General features: G+C 66.0%; 20 protein-coding genes. 3 read left to right on the forward strand and 17 right to left on the reverse strand.

Annotated features, from left to right (window positions below):
* Nucleotides 1-11: 11 nt before the first annotated feature.
* From proB to CyaNS01_RS05115, 6 genes are all read right to left on the reverse strand, one after another.
* The gene (gene proB / locus CyaNS01_RS05090) at nt 12-1,139 is read right to left on the reverse strand and encodes a glutamate 5-kinase (RefSeq protein ID WP_186699380.1); all 1,128 of its coding nucleotides are present in this window, start codon (nt 1,137-1,139) and stop codon (nt 12-14) included.
* A complete protein-coding gene (locus tag CyaNS01_RS05095) occupies nt 1,136-1,675 on the reverse strand; it encodes a YqeG family HAD IIIA-type phosphatase (protein ID WP_186699382.1) in 540 nt (179 codons plus the stop codon). The genes proB and CyaNS01_RS05095 overlap by 4 nt, the downstream gene beginning before the upstream one ends.
* Complete coding sequence (locus tag CyaNS01_RS05100; protein WP_186700289.1) at nt 1,675-2,217, reverse strand: DUF3727 domain-containing protein; 543 nt, start codon at nt 2,215-2,217, stop codon at nt 1,675-1,677. Before CyaNS01_RS05100 ends, CyaNS01_RS05095 begins: the two co-directional genes overlap by 1 nt.
* 41 nt (nt 2,218-2,258) lie before the next feature.
* Complete coding sequence (gene ruvX, locus CyaNS01_RS05105; RefSeq protein WP_186699384.1) at nt 2,259-2,780, reverse strand: Holliday junction resolvase RuvX; 522 nt, start codon at nt 2,778-2,780, stop codon at nt 2,259-2,261.
* Nucleotides 2,770-3,849, reverse strand: a complete 1,080-nt coding sequence (locus CyaNS01_RS05110; RefSeq protein ID WP_225875821.1) for a hypothetical protein — start codon at nt 3,847-3,849, stop codon at nt 2,770-2,772. Before CyaNS01_RS05110 ends, ruvX begins: the two co-directional genes overlap by 11 nt.
* A 178-nt stretch (nt 3,850-4,027) precedes the next feature.
* Nucleotides 4,028-5,224, reverse strand: coding sequence for a F420-0:Gamma-glutamyl ligase (locus CyaNS01_RS05115; protein ID WP_186699386.1), 1,197 nt, complete (start codon nt 5,222-5,224; stop codon nt 4,028-4,030).
* Between the two features lie 80 nt (nt 5,225-5,304).
* Between CyaNS01_RS05115 and CyaNS01_RS05120 the strand changes: the two genes are divergently transcribed.
* Complete coding sequence (locus CyaNS01_RS05120; protein ID WP_186699388.1) at nt 5,305-6,702, forward strand: PhoH family protein; 1,398 nt, start codon at nt 5,305-5,307, stop codon at nt 6,700-6,702.
* Nucleotides 6,703-6,935: 233 nt separating this feature from the next.
* Nucleotides 6,936-7,112 (forward strand): DUF2256 domain-containing protein, encoded by a 177-nt coding sequence (locus CyaNS01_RS05125; protein WP_186699390.1) that lies wholly within the window; start codon nt 6,936-6,938, stop codon nt 7,110-7,112.
* 260 nt (nt 7,113-7,372) lie between these two features.
* Here the strand turns inward: CyaNS01_RS05125 and CyaNS01_RS05130 are convergent, their stop codons facing one another.
* From CyaNS01_RS05130 to CyaNS01_RS05175, 10 genes are all read right to left on the reverse strand, one after another.
* Nucleotides 7,373-7,783, reverse strand: coding sequence for a type II toxin-antitoxin system VapC family toxin (locus tag CyaNS01_RS05130; protein ID WP_186699392.1), 411 nt, complete (start codon nt 7,781-7,783; stop codon nt 7,373-7,375).
* Between the two features lie 2 nt (nt 7,784-7,785).
* Complete coding sequence (locus CyaNS01_RS14915; RefSeq protein ID WP_186699394.1) at nt 7,786-8,043, reverse strand: ribbon-helix-helix protein, CopG family; 258 nt, start codon at nt 8,041-8,043, stop codon at nt 7,786-7,788.
* 298 nt (nt 8,044-8,341) lie between these two features.
* On the reverse strand, nt 8,342-8,650 hold the full coding sequence (locus CyaNS01_RS05140; RefSeq protein WP_222934202.1) for an addiction module antidote protein: 309 nt from the start codon (nt 8,648-8,650) through the stop codon (nt 8,342-8,344).
* The gene (locus CyaNS01_RS05145; protein ID WP_186699396.1) at nt 8,650-8,952 is read right to left on the reverse strand and encodes a type II toxin-antitoxin system RelE/ParE family toxin; all 303 of its coding nucleotides are present in this window, start codon (nt 8,950-8,952) and stop codon (nt 8,650-8,652) included. The genes CyaNS01_RS05140 and CyaNS01_RS05145 overlap by 1 nt, the downstream gene beginning before the upstream one ends.
* Before the next feature lie 156 nt (nt 8,953-9,108).
* Complete coding sequence (locus CyaNS01_RS05150; RefSeq protein WP_186699398.1) at nt 9,109-10,032, reverse strand: homing endonuclease associated repeat-containing protein; 924 nt, start codon at nt 10,030-10,032, stop codon at nt 9,109-9,111.
* Nucleotides 10,033-10,368: 336 nt separating this feature from the next.
* A protein-coding gene (locus CyaNS01_RS05155) for an IS3 family transposase (protein ID WP_370561479.1) occupies nt 10,369-11,483 on the reverse strand; the annotation gives its coding sequence in 2 pieces (ribosomal slippage) (nt 10,369-11,222 and nt 11,222-11,483; 1,116 coding nt in all).
* A 168-nt stretch (nt 11,484-11,651) separates the two neighbouring features.
* On the reverse strand, nt 11,652-12,638 hold the full coding sequence (locus CyaNS01_RS05160) for an integron integrase (protein ID WP_255460131.1): 987 nt from the start codon (nt 12,636-12,638) through the stop codon (nt 11,652-11,654).
* 37 nt (nt 12,639-12,675) lie between these two features.
* A complete protein-coding gene (glnT, locus tag CyaNS01_RS05165; RefSeq protein ID WP_186699399.1) occupies nt 12,676-13,992 on the reverse strand; it encodes a type III glutamate--ammonia ligase in 1,317 nt (438 codons plus the stop codon).
* Entirely contained in the window at nt 13,989-14,990 is a 1,002-nt protein-coding gene (locus CyaNS01_RS05170) for an alpha/beta fold hydrolase (RefSeq protein ID WP_186699401.1), read from the reverse strand. Before CyaNS01_RS05170 ends, glnT begins: the two co-directional genes overlap by 4 nt.
* Nucleotides 14,987-15,916, reverse strand: a complete 930-nt coding sequence (locus CyaNS01_RS05175; protein ID WP_186699403.1) for a fatty acid desaturase — start codon at nt 15,914-15,916, stop codon at nt 14,987-14,989. The genes CyaNS01_RS05170 and CyaNS01_RS05175 overlap by 4 nt, the downstream gene beginning before the upstream one ends.
* A gap of 107 nt (nt 15,917-16,023) precedes the next feature.
* Here CyaNS01_RS05175 and CyaNS01_RS05180 point away from each other — a divergent pair, with 107 nt between their 5' ends.
* Nucleotides 16,024-16,203 carry a hypothetical protein gene (locus CyaNS01_RS05180; RefSeq protein WP_186699405.1) on the forward strand — a complete coding sequence of 60 codons (180 nt, stop codon included), beginning with the start codon at nt 16,024-16,026 and terminating at the stop codon, nt 16,201-16,203.
* 9 nt (nt 16,204-16,212) lie between these two features.
* Here the strand turns inward: CyaNS01_RS05180 and CyaNS01_RS05185 are convergent, their stop codons facing one another.
* The gene (locus tag CyaNS01_RS05185) at nt 16,213-16,980 is read right to left on the reverse strand and encodes an ABC transporter ATP-binding protein (RefSeq protein WP_186699407.1); all 768 of its coding nucleotides are present in this window, start codon (nt 16,978-16,980) and stop codon (nt 16,213-16,215) included.
* Between the last annotated feature and the right edge of the window lie 6 nt (nt 16,981-16,986).

Here is a 16,986-nt window from a genome sequence, read left to right on the forward strand (position 1 = left end):
GGCCGCTGGAACTACGAGCTGGGCCGGATCGTAGAGCGATCGCGGTGACCGACCGCGGCCTCACCCACCAGGGCCATGTGGTCGCGGTGCACCACCTCCACCCCGGCCTGGCCGATCAGCTGGCGCAGCTCGGCGCTGCCCCGGGTGGCGAGGCCCCGGCCCAGCTCACGGCCGTCGTTGCTGAGCAGACGCACGGCCTCCCGGGGCAGAAAGTCGCCCTCCACGGCCAGCACGCCCACCGCCAGCAGGGAGGCCCCATGGCTGATCAGGGCCTGCTCGGCCCCCACGTCGAGCCGCACACTGCCCTGGGGCAGCAGGGCATGGGCCAGCCAGCGCTTGCGGTCGGGCAGGGGGGTGGCGGCGGGCTGGAACAGGGTGCCGACCCGCTTGCCGGCCACCAGGGCATCGAGCACGGCGGGATCACGGCCATCGGCCAGGTGCACGCGGATGCCGCTGGAGGTGGCGATGCGGGCGGCCGCCAGCTTGGTGGTCATGCCGCCCGTTCCCCACTGGCCACCGCCGCTGGCTCCCTGGCTGAGGCGCTCCAGCTCCGCCAGGCTGCCCACCTCGTTGATCGGTTCGGCGCTGGCGTCCTGGCGGGGATCGCCCGAGTAGAGACGGTCCACGTCGGTGAGCAGGATTAGCTCGTCGGCGCCAACGGCCACGGCCACCAGGGCCGAGAGGGTGTCGTTGTCGCCGAAACGCAGCTCATCGGTGGCCAGGGTGTCGTTCTCGTTCACCACGGGCACCACCCCCCAGGCGAACAGCTGGGCCAGGGTGCGGCAGGCGTTCTGATAGCGCCGCCGCGAGGCCAGATCCCCCCGGGTGAGCAGCACCTGGGCCGCCTTGAGGCCGCGCACGGCGAAGGCGTCCTGGTAGAGGCCCATCAGCCGCCCCTGGCCGATGGCGGCGGCGGCCTGCAGGGCTTCCACCTCCGTGGGGCGGCGGGCCAGGCCAAGAATGGAGCAGCCCAGCCCCACCGCACCGCTGGTGACCAGGGCCACACTGTCGCCCTGGCGGCGGGCCCGGTTGAGGCTGGCTGCCAGGTCGGCGATCACTGCGGCGGTGGGTCGTTCGGCCGAGCCGCGCAGCAGGCTGGTGCCCACCTTCACCACCCGGCGCAGGGGGGTGGTGCTCATCGGCCCCGGCCACTGCCCATCCCACTGCCCAGCCCGCTGCCCAGCCAGTGGGCCATGCGCAGCTCCAGCCGCTGCAGGCCATCGCGACGGCAGGGCTGCCCCTGGGGATCGATCGGTTTGACCAGCACCGTGAACAGCCCCAGCCGGTTGCCGGCGATCACGTCGGTGAACAGCCGATCGCCGATCAGGGCCACCTGGTGATGGGGCAGGGCGAACTGGTTCAGCACCTTGCGCAGGGCGCCACGGCGGGGTTTGCCGGCTGAGGTGGTGAAGGGCAGGTCCAGCTGCCGGGCCACGGCGCCGATGCGTTGCCGCGACGGGTTGTTGCTGAACAGGTGGATCGGCAGCTGCTCGCGGGCCGCCTGCAGCCAGCGCAGGGCGCTCTCCGGCAGGATCGTGGCCGTGCCCCTGGGCAGCAGGGTGCGGTCCACATCGAGCACCAGGGCGCGGATGCCCTGATCCAGCAGGTCCTGCAGCGGCAGTTCCGCCAGGGTGCGATCGATCAGCCAGTTCGGCCGCAGCAGCTGACGCAGCATCACGCCAGCCCCTCCCGCTCCTCCAGCTCGGCCTCGATGCGGGGCTGCACCCGATCGAATTCCTCGCCTTCCACCACCAGGGCGCCGTTGCCCTCCATGCGGGCCACCACGAAGAAGGGATCGAGGGGGATGTAGAGGCCGTACTCCTGCTCGTCGGCCATGAAGGTCACCAGCAGCTCGTAGGTCTCTGTCTCGTCATCCTCTTCGTCTTCCTCGAGCTCGTCGGGATCGGGCTCATCGAGTTCGCCGCTCACCGTGAGGGTCACCGCCGAGCGCACCAGGGTGAGGTCATGCTCCTGCAGCACCACATCGGCCACCGAGAGGATCGGTTCGCTGGCCTCCAGGGTGTCGATCAACTCGGGCAGGTCGTCATCGTCGTTGAGGCGGAACAGGCACACCGGCGTGTCCACCGGCGTCAGCAGGCCGTAGTCGTGGCCATCGAGGGGAATCAGCTGTTCCAGGAAACAGAGCAGTTGGCGGCCCTGCTGATCCCGCACCAGGAGGGTGGGCACATCGGAGCGGATCTCGCCGGAGCCAGTCATGAATGAACCTGCGGTGCTCGCCATCGGAGGAGCTGTGCCCCTCAGGATGGTGCAACGTGGGACTCCGCGCCCCTGGCGATGGTCGCCCGCTCCACCGGCGCCTGCATGGCGGGTTCCGGACCCTCCTGCAGCCACTGCTCCAGCAGCAGCTGGGCGGCCGCGCTGTCGAGGGCACCGGAGCGGTCGCCGTGGAGGCCATGGCGCTCGGCCGCCGACCAGCTGCTGCCGTGCTCGTTCACCCAGGCCAGGGGCAGGCCGGTGGCTTTGGCCAGCTGCTCGCCGTAGCGGCGGCAGTGGCGGCACTGCTCGGTGGGCTGGCCAGCGCTGTCGAGGGGAAGGCCCACCACCAGGGCCTCGACCCGCCGCGTCGCGATCAGGGGTTGCAGGCGGGTCAGGTCAACCGCAAAGCGCCCCCGGGCCAGGGCCGGCAGGGGGCTCACGGTGAGGCCCAGCGGGTCGCAGCCGGCCAGGCCGATGCGACGGCGGCCCACATCAACCGCCAGCACCGAGCGGGGGCGCGGGGCCTGCCGCCGCCTGCCTGCGGCGAGCGCCTCAGGGGGCATCGGCCACACCGCCCTGCCCTGGGCCCACCGGCGTGGGCATGGGCTGGCGACGGGGCTGCCACTGTTCCCACACCGCTTCCAGACGACGGGCGGCCAGCTGGGCAGGGGCCCGCAGCTCCTGCCGGTGCCAGACGCTGCGGGCCATCAGCACCCGCTCACCGCGCTCCTCGGCACCGCTCTGGGCCAGCCAGCGCTGGCCGTTCTCCTGGCTCACGTCGCAGCCGAGCCAGAGGGCATGACCCTCGGCGAAGCTGTGCTGGGCCTGGCTGAGCAGCAGCGCGGTGGCGTCTCCGAACAGGTGCTGCCAGCCGGGATGCACGGTGAGCTTCACGTCGTGGCCGCCACCGGCGTGCTCACCGATCCAGCGCACCGCAGCCACGGCCTGCTCCCGGCAGGGATCGAACAGCATCCAGCCGCGGCCGTGGCTCTGGGCCAGGAGGTCGTCAACGCGTCGGTCCAGCAGCTGGCGCAGCTGGGCGGCACAGGCGGCCTGCTCCAGATGCCACAGCTCGGGCGCGGTGCGTCGGTTGAGGGGGCGCAGCTCCAGGCCGGCGGCGTCGCCACGGCAGGGGCTGGTCGGGGGCCAGCGCCACAGCCGATCGGTGCGCAGCGGCTGAAAGCCCTGCTCCCGCAGCACCGCCAGACGGTCGCGGTCGAGGCTGGAGGCGGTGGCGATCCAGCTGCTGGCCCCCCGGCCCCGCCGGATCGCCTCCCTCAGCAGGGTGCCGGCCAGCTCCCGCCGCGCCTGCGTGGCCGAGAGGCGCAGGTGTTGCACCTGCCAGCAGCTGCCGCTGCGGTTGAGCCGCCGGGTCACGATCAATCCCTGGGGCGTCTGCTGGCGCAGGGCCACCAGCACCTGCGGGCCCAGGGAGGGCCGGCTGGTCAGCAGCTGCAGCAGCCTCTGGGGCATGGTGAGCAGCACGGCGCGCTGCAGCAGCGGGTGCAGGGGCAGGTAGGCGGGATCATGCAGCAGCGGAATGTGCCAGCCAGCCAGTGGATCCAGCCGCAGAGTTGTATCGAGCCCGGAGCCTTCGCCGCCAGGAGAGCCGTGGCTCGGTGGAGCCTCCATGGGGGTGCGGGCAGTGGATGGGGGAAGCACCGACATCCCTGGCAGACCTCGGAATGGACCTTGACAGGCTCGAGTGTGGGCTGAGCAGTGGACTGGCTCAAACCAAGCCACCCTGGGCCGATGCTATCGCCGCTGAGGCGGCACCGCTTGGCCGCCGCGGCGGCTGGGGCCGTGGGGTTCAGGCCGGCCGCACCAGCACCACGGGGGTGCGTTCGTTGGCATTGCCCGCCGGGTTGGGGCGCAGGGCGCGCTGCAACAGGGTCTCGTCGCAGCCACTGCTGGAGGCCAGCACCTTCACCCGGCCCAGGTCGTTCACGTCCACCACGGCCACCGCCACCCCCAGGGCCGCCGCCATGCGGGCGCAGAAGACTTCCGGCTGGTGGGGCCCCAGCACGATCGTCTGGTCGTAGGGGGGCGTGGTGCCGGTCACGTCGTCGATGAGGCGGGCCTGTTCGCCGGCCAGCCGGTAAAACCAGCCCTTGGAGCCCACCAGCTTGAGGGCCGTGCCCACCAGCCAGGCGCCCAGCACCCGGGCCGGGCCCACCAGGTCGATCAGGGTCTGCAGCCCGCAGGCGGTGGCGAGGGAACTGGTGGGGTGGAACACCCGGCAGAGCAGCCGCGCCAGGCCTGAGGGTGTGACCATCTCCGGGTGCTGGTAGCGGCCCTGCATCACCGCCAGGGGGGTCTCCCCCAGGGTGAGCACGTCACCTGGCTGGAGCAGGGCACCGGCGTAGCGACGCAGCACGGCCTCGGCGTCATCGAGGCTGCCGAGCAGGTGGGTGCGCACGGGCAGCACTGCACAGCGTTCCCCTGCACGCCAGGTGGCGGTGGCGGGCTCCACCGGGGTGGGCAGCCGCAGCGGCACCAGAATTCCGTCCCGGCGCCAGAGGCGGCCGAACGGGCCGTAGTTGACCCACAGCACTTCGAGCCAGAGGGTGTCGAGCAGGGCGTCGAGGTCCTGGCCGGGTCCGGGGCGCAGCTCAAGGCTGAGGCGCGCGCTGGTGGCCTTGCGGCCCTTGACGATGTAGGCGGCCCAGTAGCCATCGGCGCGGCCCTCCTCGTCGGGATGGTCAGCACGCACCCGGCTGAGCAGCTGCACGCCGGCCAGGTCGCCGCGACCCAACAGGGTGGGGCGCAGCTCCAGCTCGGGCACGAACACCTCCATGCGGGGGTGGGGGTTGCGGATCGTGATCGTGCCGCTCACCCGGTAGCCCCCCGGCAGATCGGCGGGGGAACGCTCCACGGTGAATCCATCGGCGCTGAGCCTCAGAGGAGACGCCGGCCGCAGCCGGTGGCGCAGCTCCAGCCACAGCAGCAGCAGCCCCAGCAGCAGGGCCAGCACCAGGACGATCTTGAACACGGCAGCGAGGAACAACGGCAACGGCGTGTGGCTCGCCGGAGCGTACGTGCAGCCGGGGATCTAGCGTCGCTGCCAGCTGGCCGTGCGGCCTGGGGATGCGCAAGACCTTCGTGCTCGACACCAACGTGCTGCTGCACGATCCGGCCGCGCTCACCCGCTTTGAAGACAACGCGATCGTGATCCCGATCGAAGTGGTGGAGGAGATCGACCGCTTCAAGCGCGACCCCGCCGAAAAGGGTCGCAATGCCCGCCAGGTGTCACGTCTGCTCGACGACCTCAGGGCCCAAGGCAACCTGGCCGACGGCGTGCCCAACGGCGACCAGGGGGGAACCCTGAAGGTGGTGTTCTGCCGCGCCGAAACCCTGGCGCAGCTGCCCCCGGAGCTGAAGGCCGGCAACGGCGACAACAACATCCTCGCTGTGGCCCTTGAGGCCCAGCGGCTGGAGGCGGTGATCGGCAGCCAGCCGCCGGTGGTGCTGGTCACCAAGGACACCAACCTGCGCATCAAGGCCGATGCGGTGGGTCTGATCGCCCAGGACTACAGCACCGACAAGGTGGCGATCGACGACCTCTATCCGGGGGTCTGCGAGCTGTGGGCCCGTGCCGAGCAGATGGATCAGGTGAAGCAGGGGGCCGGGCTGAGCGTCGACGGCCTGGAACTGCCGGCGCCTCCCCAGGCCAACGAGGGGGTGATGCTGATCGACCTGGCCCAGCCAGCCCACACCCTGCTGAGTCGCTTCCAGGCCCAGACGGGCACCCTGCAGCCGCTGCAGCGGGCCCAGAAGGTTCGCCTGGGCCGGATCCAGGCCCGTAACCGGGAGCAGACCTTCGCCCTCGACCTCCTGCTCGATCCCGACATCCAGCTGGTGACCCTGGTGGGCAAGGCGGGCACGGGCAAGACCCTGCTGGCCCTGGCGGCCGGCCTGCACCAGGTGGCCGATGAGCGCCTCTATGAACGCCTGCTGGTGACCCGGCCGGTGATCGCTCTGGGCAAGGAGCTGGGCTTCCTGCCCGGCGATCTCGAAGAGAAGATGGGTCCCTGGATGCAGCCGATCATCGACAACCTCGACTTCCTGCTGGGTGGCAGTGCGGAGGAGGCGGGTCGCAGCAACGGCCCTGGGGGCACAGGAGGTGGGCGAAGTCAGCGCTCTCAGCGCGGCAACTGGTCGGATCTCAAGGGCATGGGACTGCTGGAGGTGGAGGCGATCAGCTACATCCGCGGCCGCTCGATTCCCCGCCAGTTCATGGTGGTGGATGAAGCCCAGAACCTCACTCCCCATGAGGTGAAGACGATCGTGACCCGGGTGGGTGAGGGCACCAAGATCGTGCTCACCGGTGATCCCTATCAGATTGACAATCCCTATGTGGACGCGGAGAGCAATGGCCTCACCTGGCTGGTGGAGCGCTTCAAGGGCCAGCCGCTGGCCGGCCATGTGACGCTGATGCGCGGTGAGCGCTCACCACTGGCGGAGCTGGCGGCGAATCTGCTTTGACAGCCATGCCCCAGCAGCGCAAGTCCTAAAGCGTCTTCAGCCATGACGGCTGGGGGAGCATCAGCGTGGCTGAGTTCGAGAACCTTGAGGAGACTCAGGAGCTGTTCCGTCTTTGGAATGCGCGTTGTCACGGCATGTCGTGTCTGACCTGGTTCCTTGGAGCTGTCATCCAATCCCCCATGGAACCAGCTCATTCCCTGCGGATCTGATCTGAACCTTCCCCTGAATTCCCGATGACCAATTCCGCAGAGCGCGCCAGCAAGATCTGCCCCGTGTGTGGGCGACCGTTTCAATGGCGTAAGAAATGGAAGGACGTGTGGGAGGAGGTGCGGTACTGCTCGGAGCGCTGCCGGCGCCGGCGCCACACTATGAGCAGCGATTCATCGTTGCTCCTACACTCGTTCTTCTGAACCCTTCATCGATAGACAAGAAATCGAGGGAACCCCATCTCTATCCGAGGTGAGACTCGTTCAATCGGCAGCATTCCTCCGCGTCGTTGGCCTTGCACACCTCATTGCAGAGCTAACGCTGCCCCTGAGTGGCAGGCATGAAGCCTGGCGTGGGGCACCATAGAGTTGGTGGTGCCCTGTCCACTCGAGGGGTGTGTTCGAAGTGTCGCTTCTCTATAGACAACCTCCGCAGACCTTCGCATCTACTGCAGGATCCAGAGTTATCGCGGGCTGACCAAAGGAATCGTTTGCCTTCCATGGCGGCGGTAGATATGGAAGTCGTTATCGGTAGTGAGAAGCAATGGTGAGTCGTTCATCTCCGACAGTCGAATCAAAGCAGTATCAGCTAGAGATGCAGGAACATTCTCATACCGCTTGAAGAGTGAACTCACAGAGCCGATCTGCTCCTGGAGAACGAAAGGCAATTGAACGACCCCTCGCTCAATGAACTGCAACGCCAGGGAAGGATCAAAACCGGAGCGCTTCAGCAGAAAACAAGTCTCCGCAACGACAGCCTCACAGCTCAGCAACGGAGGCTGAAAACACCGAAACTGTTCAATAGCCCATCTATGGTGGGTGTCGTTGCGACTCAACACGGCAACCCAAGGGCCTGTATCCAGCAGCACCGCCATAATCAGTTTGTACCGAAGTCAGACATGTAAGCAGGGTTAGATGACAGATCTACTGGTCCATCTTCACAACAACCAACCAAATCGGCTAACAGATCAGCGGCGGATTGTGGTGCTGAGTCTTCCACACCCTGCTCTGAGGACTGGAGAAACGCTGTCAATGCTCGTCGAACCAACTCAGACTTGCTCAGCCGACGACGATGAGCCTGCTCCGTGAGCTGCGCATCAAGGGCTCCGGTCAACTTGAGTGAGATCACAGCCATGGCAAGCACCCCGCTTCTACTCCATCATCATACCAGCTGCCAAACGGTATTACGGCCATCGTTGGCGGGCTTTTCGCGGAACTGGTTGCAGGGTCTACTTATGCCAGCAGCAGCGGCCTCCTCCACGGGGCATTTCTGCTCGCTCTTACCGATCCTTCGAACGCTGTCCCTGAGTGGCAGGCAAGAAGCTATCGCAATCCATCGAGAATTGACTAAGGCCTGTCCACTCAAGGGGCTTGTTCGAAGGTGTCGCTTCTCAACAGGCAGCGATTGCAGACCGTCGCTTCGCCAGCAGAGCTCAAGCCACCTCAGCTTCACTTCTCACAGTGGCACTCAACTTAAGCCCCAAGGCCGACACGACCTTGAGGATCGTGTCAAAGCTCGGACTGCGGTCCCCCGAGAGTGCCTTATAGAGACTTTCTCTGGATAGCCCTGAATCCTTGGCCACTTTGGTCATCCCTTGGGCGCGTGCGATGTCACCAAGGGCCTTGGCAATGAAAGCCACATCTCCATCCGCCTCCTCGATGCAGGCTTCCAGATAGGCCGCCATCTCCTCTTGGGTTCGTAGATGCTTGGCAACGTCGTAGGGGCTGGTCGTGACTTTCATCAGATCTCCTCACTCAGGTTGTCTGCCAGCAGAAGCGCCTCATCAATGTCCTTGGCCTGTGAGGACTTGTCTCCTCCAGCCAACAGGATGATCAATGCGGAGCCCCTCTGCAGGTAATAGACCCTGTATCCAGGGCCATAGTTGATGCGCAGCTCAGACACGCCGGCCCCGACGGGTTTGACGTCACCAGGATTGCCGCCGATGAGGCGTTCGATCCTGGCCTGAACCTTCGCTCTGGCCCTCAGATCACGCAGACCCGCAAGCCACTGGACGAAACGCTCTGTCTGGCGGACTTCAACCATAACCCAACTGTAGCCTCTTGGCTACGGCCACGCAATGCTGCCTTGCTGGCTCCCATCAAAGACGACACATCCTTCGAACGCTTGCCATCACCTGGCCGCTGTGAGTGAGGCATAAAGGAAATGGCCTTGCGGTGGCGGCTCAGGTGAATGGCGATGTTAGGTGGTATGAGTCAGATTGTGCAAATTACTCTTTCCCAAATTGCATTTCGAGCAAAGCGTCTGCAAGTTGTCGAGTTCTGTTTCGCCACCTTTTGACCATGGAACAATATGATCTACATGGAGCTCGGTCTCAGGGTTTTTGGCAGGAGACGCACCACAAGCGCGACACTTAAATGCATCCAGCTGTAAGGTTCGAAATCTCAACCTAAGATTTATATTCCTCGGCGTTCTCTTCTTTCTATTTTCTCCTGCAGCGTCCACTTCCGTATATGGGATGACTGACTCTTCGCTTGCTACATTGTCAAGGTCGTCCTGATTCGGAGAGCTACCGTCGCTTACATATTCCAAGAATGCTACCAGCGTATTTCTCCATCCACCAAACCGACGGCTAAGCGCTTCCAAGGATATTCTTGAGATTCCTCGTTTAAGATCAGTAGTCGTAGGCTGCCTGCCAAGGGCTGTCCATATTCTTTCTGTCTCTGTGAATACTTCAATGTCGGAGTATTTCGCAATAAAGCCGGTTACAGAAAGACCGGCATTCTCAAGTAAGTTCTTCCAACTTCCAAACTTCTCTATTACCGTTGGGAATGCATAAGCTCCAAGGGCTTCATACTGCTTTGACGTAACAATGCATGTGTTCAGCTCAGCCGCGATACGCTTGACGTCAGAAATGATGTTATCAGGATCAACCTTCTTCATTTCGGAACGAGGCTTGACCTGCTCTAGCCCAGACACCGCTAGAACTTTTGTCCAAGATCCAAATCGTCTCCTGAACGTATGATCCCCGTAGCGACCACCGGCTTTTCTATATCGCTGATATGAAAGATACTTATTGCCAACAAGCTTTGCAATTTTCCTGACATCTTCTGTCAACTCATCTCCGGTGACTCCTTGGCGGTATTCACTGAGCTGAAATTCCATCTCGCTACACCTTGGAGAAAGACTTTTGAAACAACTATACTAATGGCGATAGCCACCTAACGATTAGCTGAGCCGCACCGCCGTTCTTGACGAACGTCGTTCGGCTAGCAGGCGGTGTCGGCTCGAGCTTGCTGTTGCTTAGCCGTGCAGATATCCTAGGCACCGAGAAAAACCGTAAAAACACGGTCGAAGCAACGCTGAATGGGCGGGTCCGGTATCTACCTCAACCCACGCGCCCCTGTCAGCCTATCTCTTCTCGGTGCACTCGGCCATGGGCGCCAACTTTGACGTGACCCCCTTTATCGGTCCAGGGCTTATGAGAGTGGGTGGTTGTGGTCATGCTGCAGCTCCCTGTTGAGCTGCCTCCAGGGGCGTACGCCCCTGGAGGGCCGAGTGCGGCCTGAGTGAGTTGTACTCCCAGCGCCAACGATCGGCCAGGATCTGCGCCTCGGGGGCTGTTGTGAACAGCTCGGTGTTGAGGAACTCATCCCGGAACCGGCCGTTGAACGACTCGGCGAATCCGTTCTCCCACGGGGATCCTGGCTCGATGTAGGCCGTGCTGGTAGTGCTGCTGGCCTCGCACCAGTCCCGTAGGGCCTGGGCAATGAACTCCGGCCCGTTGTCCGATCGGATGTACGCCGGTGCTGGGTAGAGGCTGGTGAGTTCCTCCAGCACGGCCACCACGTCCTTGGCCTTGCAGCGCCTGCCGACCCGGATCGCCAGGCAGAGGCGGCTGTGCTCATCGATCACGTTCAGGAACTTGAGCCTGCGCCCATCAGCGGTGGCGTCGAACTGGAAGTCCATGGCCCACACCTGGTGGGGATGCTCAGCCCGATGACGCCGCACCGAGCCGTCCGCGGGCCGTGCCCGCTTTCGCTTCCTGGGAGTGGGCCGCTGCAGCCCCTCCTCGCGCCAGAGCCGTTGCACCCGTTTGTGGTTCACGGTCCAGCCCTCCCGCCGCAGCAGGCGGTAGGCCATCCGGCGGCCCCAACGGATGTGGTCCGCGGCGATCTCGCGGAGACGCTGCCGGAGCTTGGCCTCCTCGATCGAGACGACCTTGCCGCCATGGCGCTGGGTGCTGCGGTGCTGGCCCACCACTCGGCAGGCCAGGCGTTCAGAGGCCCGGTAACGCTCCTGCAGGACCGTGACGGCCCTGCGGCGACGCTCCGGGCTCAGAAGTTTCCCTCGGCGAGGTCCTTGAGCATGGCCTTCTCCAACTCTGCTTCCGCCAAAAGCTTCTTGAGCCGGGCGTTCTCCTTCTCCAGCTGGGTCAGCCGTCTGGCCTCCTCGGCCTGCATGCCCCCGTACTGCTGCCTCCAGCGGTGGTAGGTCGGTTGCGTGACCTCGATGACGCGGCAGACGTCGGCGACGGTTTTTCCCTGGGCGATCAACTGCTCGGCCGTCTTGAGCTTGCGGATGATCTGCTCGGCTGTGTGCCTGGTGCGTTTCATGGTCGAGTCCCCGGCCCAGTTTGGCCGGCTGAAGACTCTCATTCACCCTGGACCGGTTTCCGGGGTCCACATCAACTTGACTCCAGCGCATTGGTTTCTGATGGCCAGGCCAGTTGGATGAGGGGTTTTATGCGGATCCGATAACCGTATGGCACACCTGATACACAGTCAGAGTTCATCGGCAGGGCTGGTGACGCCCATTGGGCCCCGATTCAGTACATGGGTGTAGATCATCGTGGTTTTCAAATCGCTGTGCCCCAGTAGCTCCTGAATGGTGCGGATGTCCTGGCTGCGTTCCAGAAGGTGGGTGGCGAACGAATGGCGCAGGCTGTGGCAGGTGGCCGGCTTGCTGATCCCAGCTGCCAGCACCGCCTTGCGCACCGCTTTCTGGATCAGGCTGGGATCAAGGTGGTGGCGGCCCTCTTCACCGGTGGCCGGATTGAACCAGCGGCTGTGTTGTGGGAACACCCACTGCCAACACCATTCGACAGAGGCATTCGGATACTTCCGGGCGAGGGCATGGGGCAGCTGCACCCGCCCCCAGCCCTTGGCCAGATCCCGTTGGTGGATCACCCGCACGTCCACCAGATGGGAGCGCAGCTGCTCCGCTACGCGAAGGGGCAGCAGGGTGCGTCGGTCCTTCCCGCCCTTTCCGTCGCGCACCGTGAGTTCCTGCCGGCCGAAGTCCAGATCATGCACTCGCAGCCGCAACGCCTCCATTAACCGCAGGCCGCTGCCGTAGAGCAGCCCCGCCACCAGCGCCTCGGCACCCACCAGCCGCTGCAGCACAGCCCGCACCTCTTGCACCGTCAGCACCACCGGCAGCCTGCGGCGCGTGCGCGCCCGCACCACACCCTCCAGCTCCAGGTCCCGTTCCAGCAGTTCGCGGTACAGGAACAGCAGCGCCGACAGTGCCTGGTTCTGGGTAGAGGGGCTCACCTGCCGATTCACGGCCAAATGGCTGAGGAAGGCATTCACCTCGGCGCTGCCCATCTCTCTGGGGTGTCGCAGGTTGTGGAAGCGCAGAAACCTTCTGAGCCACTGCTCATAGGTCTTCACCGTGCGACGGGCGTAGTGGCGGGTCTGCAGTTCCTCCCGGTAGCGCTGGATCAGCCCTGCAGCTTTGGGTTGCTCTGGCATGGGGGCCTGCGCCATGGCGTCGACTCAGAGTTGCCACGGCTGCCCAGGCATCTCAGCAATCCAGTGATGTGCACCGTTCGGCGTCGCTGATGTCGCCCCGTTCCCGCTGCCACTGGCGGCGGCGCAGCTTGCCGTAGGCCTGGCAGAACTCCTCTCCGAGGGCCTGGCGCAGGCCGGTGTCGGCGTCGAAGGCATCGAGGGCCTCGCCCAGATCGGCCGGCAGCCTTGGGCAGATCTCCGGTCCCAGCGGGGCGGCGTAGTTGTCGTTGTCATGGCGAGGTCCTGGCTCGAGCCCTCGCTCGATGCCGTCCAGGCCCGCCGCCAGGATGGCGGCCTGCAGCAGATAGGGATGGGCTGAGCCATCGGGCAGCCGCAGCTCCAGGCGCTGGTCATCGGGGATGCGCAGCAGGTGGGTGCGGTTGTTGCCGCTGTAGCTGATCCCCGCCGGGCTCCAGGTGGCCCCCGAGGTGGTGGGCGGCGCCGCCAGCCGCCGGTAGCTGTTCACCGTGGGATTGGAGAGGGCGCAGAGGGCTGGCGCGTGCTCCAGCAGACCGGCCAGGAACTGATAGGCCAGGGTTGAGAGGCCCAGTTCACCGGCGGGATCGTGGAAGAGGTTGACGCCCGCGCTGCTGTTGCCGGGTGCACCCCAGAGAGAGAGATGGGTGTGGCAGCCGTTGCCGGTGCGCTCGGCGAAGGGTTTGGCCATGAAGCTGGCCTTGAGGCCCTGCTGCTCCGCCAGCGTCTTCACCATCACCTTGAAGAAGGCGTGGCGGTCGGCGGTGGTGAGGGCGTCGGCGAAGGTCCAGTTCAGCTCGAACTGACCGTTGGCATCCTCGTGATCGGCCTGGTAGGGCCCCCAGCCCAGCTGCTCCATCGCCTCCAGCAGCGGCCCGATCAGCCCGTAGCGGCGCATCAGGGCCAGCTGGTCGTAGCAGGGTTTCTCCTGGTGGTCGGCAGCATCGGCGATGCCGGCGCCATCGGCGCCCAGCAGGAAGAACTCGGCCTCCACGCCACTGCGCAGCTCGAAGCCCAGCTGCAGCGCCCGCTCCTGCTGAAGCCGCAGCAGGCGGCGCGGGCACTGGGCCATCGGCTCACCGGCCAGCACCAGCTCCGCCGCCACCCAGCCCACGCCCGGCTGCCAGGGCAGGGGGGTGAGGCTGGCGGGATCTGGGATCGCCATCACGTCCCCGTCGGCGGGAGAGAGATCCAGCCAGGCCGCGAAGCCGGCGAAGCCGGCGCCGTCCCGGCCCATCGCCTCGGCGGCGGAGGCGGGCACCAGCTTGGCCCTTTGGATGCCGAACAGGTCGGTGAAGGAGATCAGCAGGAAGGAGAGCTCAAGCTCCTGGAGCCGTTGGGCGAGGGGGGTCATCGGCTGGTGAGATGGGGGGTGGGGAGCCGCAGCAGCTCCCTGGTGATGTGGCGAAGCTGCAGCTGCTCCGCGGTGCTGCTGTGGGGATTGCCGGCGCGGTGGCCGAGTTCGGAGTGGATCGTGTGCAGGCAGGCGCCGGGGATGGCGCATGCGTCTGCGGCCAGGTCGGCGGGGGGGAAGTAGAGGTCGTGGCTGCAGGCCACCACGGCGGTTCGGGCCGTGATGCGGCCGAGGGCAGCGGTCAGATCGCCGCCGCCGGCCACGTCATGGGCGAGCCAGGTGTCGAGCATGGCGATCAGGTCGCGGGGGTCATGGCGGCGGTAGTGAGGCAGCCACTGCTGCTCCACATGGGCCTCGATCGAGCCGTTCACCGTGCGGAAGAAGGGCTGGCTGGCGGCCCAGCTGGCGTAAATCAGGGCAAAGGTGCGCAGCCCCTGCTCGGGCACGGCATCAAAACCGCTGCCATTCCAGTGGCGGTCTGCGGTGAGGGCCTGCCGCAGGCTGAGGCAGAAGAGGCGATTGTGGGGGGAAGTGCGCGCCGTCCCGGCGATGCAGCAGATCCGCTCCACCTGTTCGGGATGCTGCACCGCCCATTGGTAAGCCTGTTGAGCCCCCATCGACCAGCCGTAGATCAGGGCCGGCCGCTCCACGGCGAACACCTCGGCCAGCAGCCGGCGCTGGGCGGCCACGTTGTCGCTGTGATGCACCACCCAGCCCGTTTCGGCCAGGCCCATGGCGCCGTGGCTGGGACTGCTGGAGCCGCCGTTGCCGAACTGGCCGGCGATCACGATGCACCACTGCTCGGGGTCGAGCACCGGCCCCGCCAGCCAGGCCAGATCCTCCACCCGGGCGCCATAGGCGCTGGGCATCAGGATCAGGTTGGAGCGGGCGCTGTTCAGCTCGCCCAGCTGCAGGTAGCTGATCCGGGCCTCGGGGATCACCCGGCCGCAGGCCAGGGGCCAGGCGCCCAGCTGGTGATGCCGGCTCGGCGGCGTCACGCTCGCCCAGGTGCGGGGATGGCCAGGGAGGGTAGGTCGGCCAGCAGTTGGCGATGCACCCGCAGGTAGCCGTGGTCGAGGTGGCGCAGCTGGGGGGCGATCAGGGCGTGGGCCTGGGGCAGAGCGTGAAAGGGCAGGGAGGGGTAGAGGTGGTGTTCGGCGTGAAACGGCATGTTCCACATCAGCCAGCGCAGCGGCGCCAGGGTCAAGGTGGTGCGGGTGTTCGCGGTGCCGTCGTCGCTGAAGCTGCAGCCGCTGTGCTCGGCCAGCAGCACGAAGCGCAGGAAGGGTTGCCCCACCGCCAGGGGCAGCAGCCAGCTCCAGAACAGAAAGCCGTTCGCGCCTACGCAGGAGACGGTCAGCACCAGGGCATAGACGAGAGCCTGCAGCCGGGCTGAACGACGCACCTGGGGGATCACCTCAGGATTCAGGTAGGGCAGGGCGCTGAGGTCGCCCAATAGCAGACGGGCATGGCCACGCAGCTTGCCGCTCCACCAGGTCCAGCCGCTCAGTTCCTTCAGGTAGCCGGGCCAGGAGGTGGGCGCCGGATCTTCGAGTTCCGGGTCGCGGCCGGGCTGGTGGGTGAAGCGATGGTGCCACTGGTGGTAGCGCCGGTAGAAGGTGGCGTTGTAGAAGCTCAGCACCCCCGCCAGCCAGGCCACGGCATCGTTGGTGGCCCGGCTGCGGAAGGCGGTGCGGTGGCAGCACTCGTGCAGGGGGGCAAAACAGGTGGCCAGGGCGATGCCGCTCAGCAGCAGAGCGGTGGCCCGCCAGGGCAGGGCCAGATCGGGCTGGCGCCAGAGCCATCCCGCCATCACCACGAGGAGCAGGTGGGTGCTGAGCCTCAGCCAGGCGGGCCCCTGCCGCAGGCTGTTGAGCTCACTGAGGGCCTGGCGGTCAATCAGACCGGTGGACGTGGATGCCATAGGAGGTAGTCCAGCAGTTGGCCTACTGCCACTGCGGTAGGCAATGCGACGGCAGCGACGTCCACGGCCCTAAAGTCAGGCAAGGAAATGTAGTGGTCGTTACTGTCATGGCCAGCCCAGACCAAGCCCTCCAGTCTCAGGAACGGCGGCGTCAGACCCTCGTGGAGTCGCTGCGCCACCGCTACGCCGCTGCCCAGAGTCGGCAGGATCCGCTCGCCAAGCAGGGACTGTTCAAGGAAGCCGTTTACCTGAACATCCTTCCGGGGGAGTTCACTGACCCCGCCTGAGGCGAGGGCTCAGGCCAGGGCAGGCTCCATCCCGCGCAGACAGGTGGCCAACTCCTCCCGCAGGGCCAGGAAGGGTGGCGACACTCGTAGGTGGGCCATGTTGCCGTGGTCCAGATCCACCTGGACACTGCGCACGATCCGCCCCGGCCTCGGCGCCATGATGTGGACCCGTTGGGCCAGCAGCAGCGCTTCCTCAAGGTCGTGGGTGATCAGCAGCGCTGAGAGGCCCGTGCGTTGCCACAGCCCGTGCAGAAACTCCTGCATCGACTCCCGGATCTGCAGGTCGAGGGCGCCGAAGGGCTCATCCAGTAGCAGGATCTTGGGCTGGGCGGCCAGGGCGCGGGCGATGGCGACGCGCTGCTGCATGCCCCCCGAGAGCTCCCGGGGCCGCCGCCGGGCCGCATCGGCCAGGCCCACCACCTCCAGGAAATAGCCCGTGCGCTCGCGGATCTCGGGCCTGCTGAGGCCCTGCAGTTCCATGCCGAAGGCCACGTTCTGGGCGGCCGTGAGCCAGGGGTAGAGGCTGTACTTCTGGAACACCATGCCGCGGTCGGAACCAGGGCCGCGCACGGGCTGGCCGTCCACCGTGACCACCCCTGTGCTGGGGCGGTCCAGGCCAGCCACCAGGCGCATCAGGGTGGATTTCCCGCAGCCTGAGCTGCCCACCAGGGCCACGAATTCACCGCTGTTGACGTTGAAGCTGATGTCCTCGAGCACACAACTGGCGCTGCGGCCCAGCCCGAACATCTTGGACACCTGATCGACAACGAGCTGCATCGGTTG

Source organism: Cyanobium sp. NS01 (assembly GCF_014280235.1).
Taxonomy (GTDB): Bacteria; Cyanobacteriota; Cyanobacteriia; order PCC-6307; family Cyanobiaceae; genus NIES-981.

What these genes read in the sequence shown, in the direction of transcription:
- CyaNS01_RS05160 (WP_255460131.1), bottom strand. Translation starts at nt 12,638, where the DNA reads ATGGCGCAGGCCCCCATGCCAGAGCAACCCAAAGCTGCAGGGCTGATC.
- CyaNS01_RS14915 (WP_186699394.1), bottom strand. Translation starts at nt 8,043, where the DNA reads ATGGCTGTGATCTCACTCAAGTTGACCGGAGCCCTTGATGCGCAGCTC.
- CyaNS01_RS05175 (WP_186699403.1), bottom strand. Translation starts at nt 15,916, where the DNA reads ATGGCATCCACGTCCACCGGTCTGATTGACCGCCAGGCCCTCAGTGAG.
- proB (WP_186699380.1), bottom strand. Translation starts at nt 1,139, where the DNA reads ATGAGCACCACCCCCCTGCGCCGGGTGGTGAAGGTGGGCACCAGCCTG.
- CyaNS01_RS05180 (WP_186699405.1), top strand. Translation starts at nt 16,024, where the DNA reads ATGGCCAGCCCAGACCAAGCCCTCCAGTCTCAGGAACGGCGGCGTCAG.
- CyaNS01_RS05145 (WP_186699396.1), bottom strand. Translation starts at nt 8,952, where the DNA reads ATGGTTGAAGTCCGCCAGACAGAGCGTTTCGTCCAGTGGCTTGCGGGT.
- CyaNS01_RS05185 (WP_186699407.1), bottom strand. Translation starts at nt 16,980, where the DNA reads ATGCAGCTCGTTGTCGATCAGGTGTCCAAGATGTTCGGGCTGGGCCGC.
- CyaNS01_RS05120 (WP_186699388.1), top strand. Translation starts at nt 5,305, where the DNA reads ATGCGCAAGACCTTCGTGCTCGACACCAACGTGCTGCTGCACGATCCG.
- CyaNS01_RS05100 (WP_186700289.1), bottom strand. Translation starts at nt 2,217, where the DNA reads ATGACTGGCTCCGGCGAGATCCGCTCCGATGTGCCCACCCTCCTGGTG.
- CyaNS01_RS05130 (WP_186699392.1), bottom strand. Translation starts at nt 7,783, where the DNA reads ATGGCGGTGCTGCTGGATACAGGCCCTTGGGTTGCCGTGTTGAGTCGC.
- ruvX (WP_186699384.1), bottom strand. Translation starts at nt 2,780, where the DNA reads ATGCCCCCTGAGGCGCTCGCCGCAGGCAGGCGGCGGCAGGCCCCGCGC.
- CyaNS01_RS05095 (WP_186699382.1), bottom strand. Translation starts at nt 1,675, where the DNA reads ATGCTGCGTCAGCTGCTGCGGCCGAACTGGCTGATCGATCGCACCCTG.
- CyaNS01_RS05125 (WP_186699390.1), top strand. Translation starts at nt 6,936, where the DNA reads ATGACCAATTCCGCAGAGCGCGCCAGCAAGATCTGCCCCGTGTGTGGG.
- CyaNS01_RS05140 (WP_222934202.1), bottom strand. Translation starts at nt 8,650, where the DNA reads ATGAAAGTCACGACCAGCCCCTACGACGTTGCCAAGCATCTACGAACC.
- CyaNS01_RS05110 (WP_225875821.1), bottom strand. Translation starts at nt 3,849, where the DNA reads ATGGAGGCTCCACCGAGCCACGGCTCTCCTGGCGGCGAAGGCTCCGGG.
- CyaNS01_RS05150 (WP_186699398.1), bottom strand. Translation starts at nt 10,032, where the DNA reads ATGGAATTTCAGCTCAGTGAATACCGCCAAGGAGTCACCGGAGATGAG.
- glnT (WP_186699399.1), bottom strand. Translation starts at nt 13,992, where the DNA reads ATGACCCCCCTCGCCCAACGGCTCCAGGAGCTTGAGCTCTCCTTCCTG.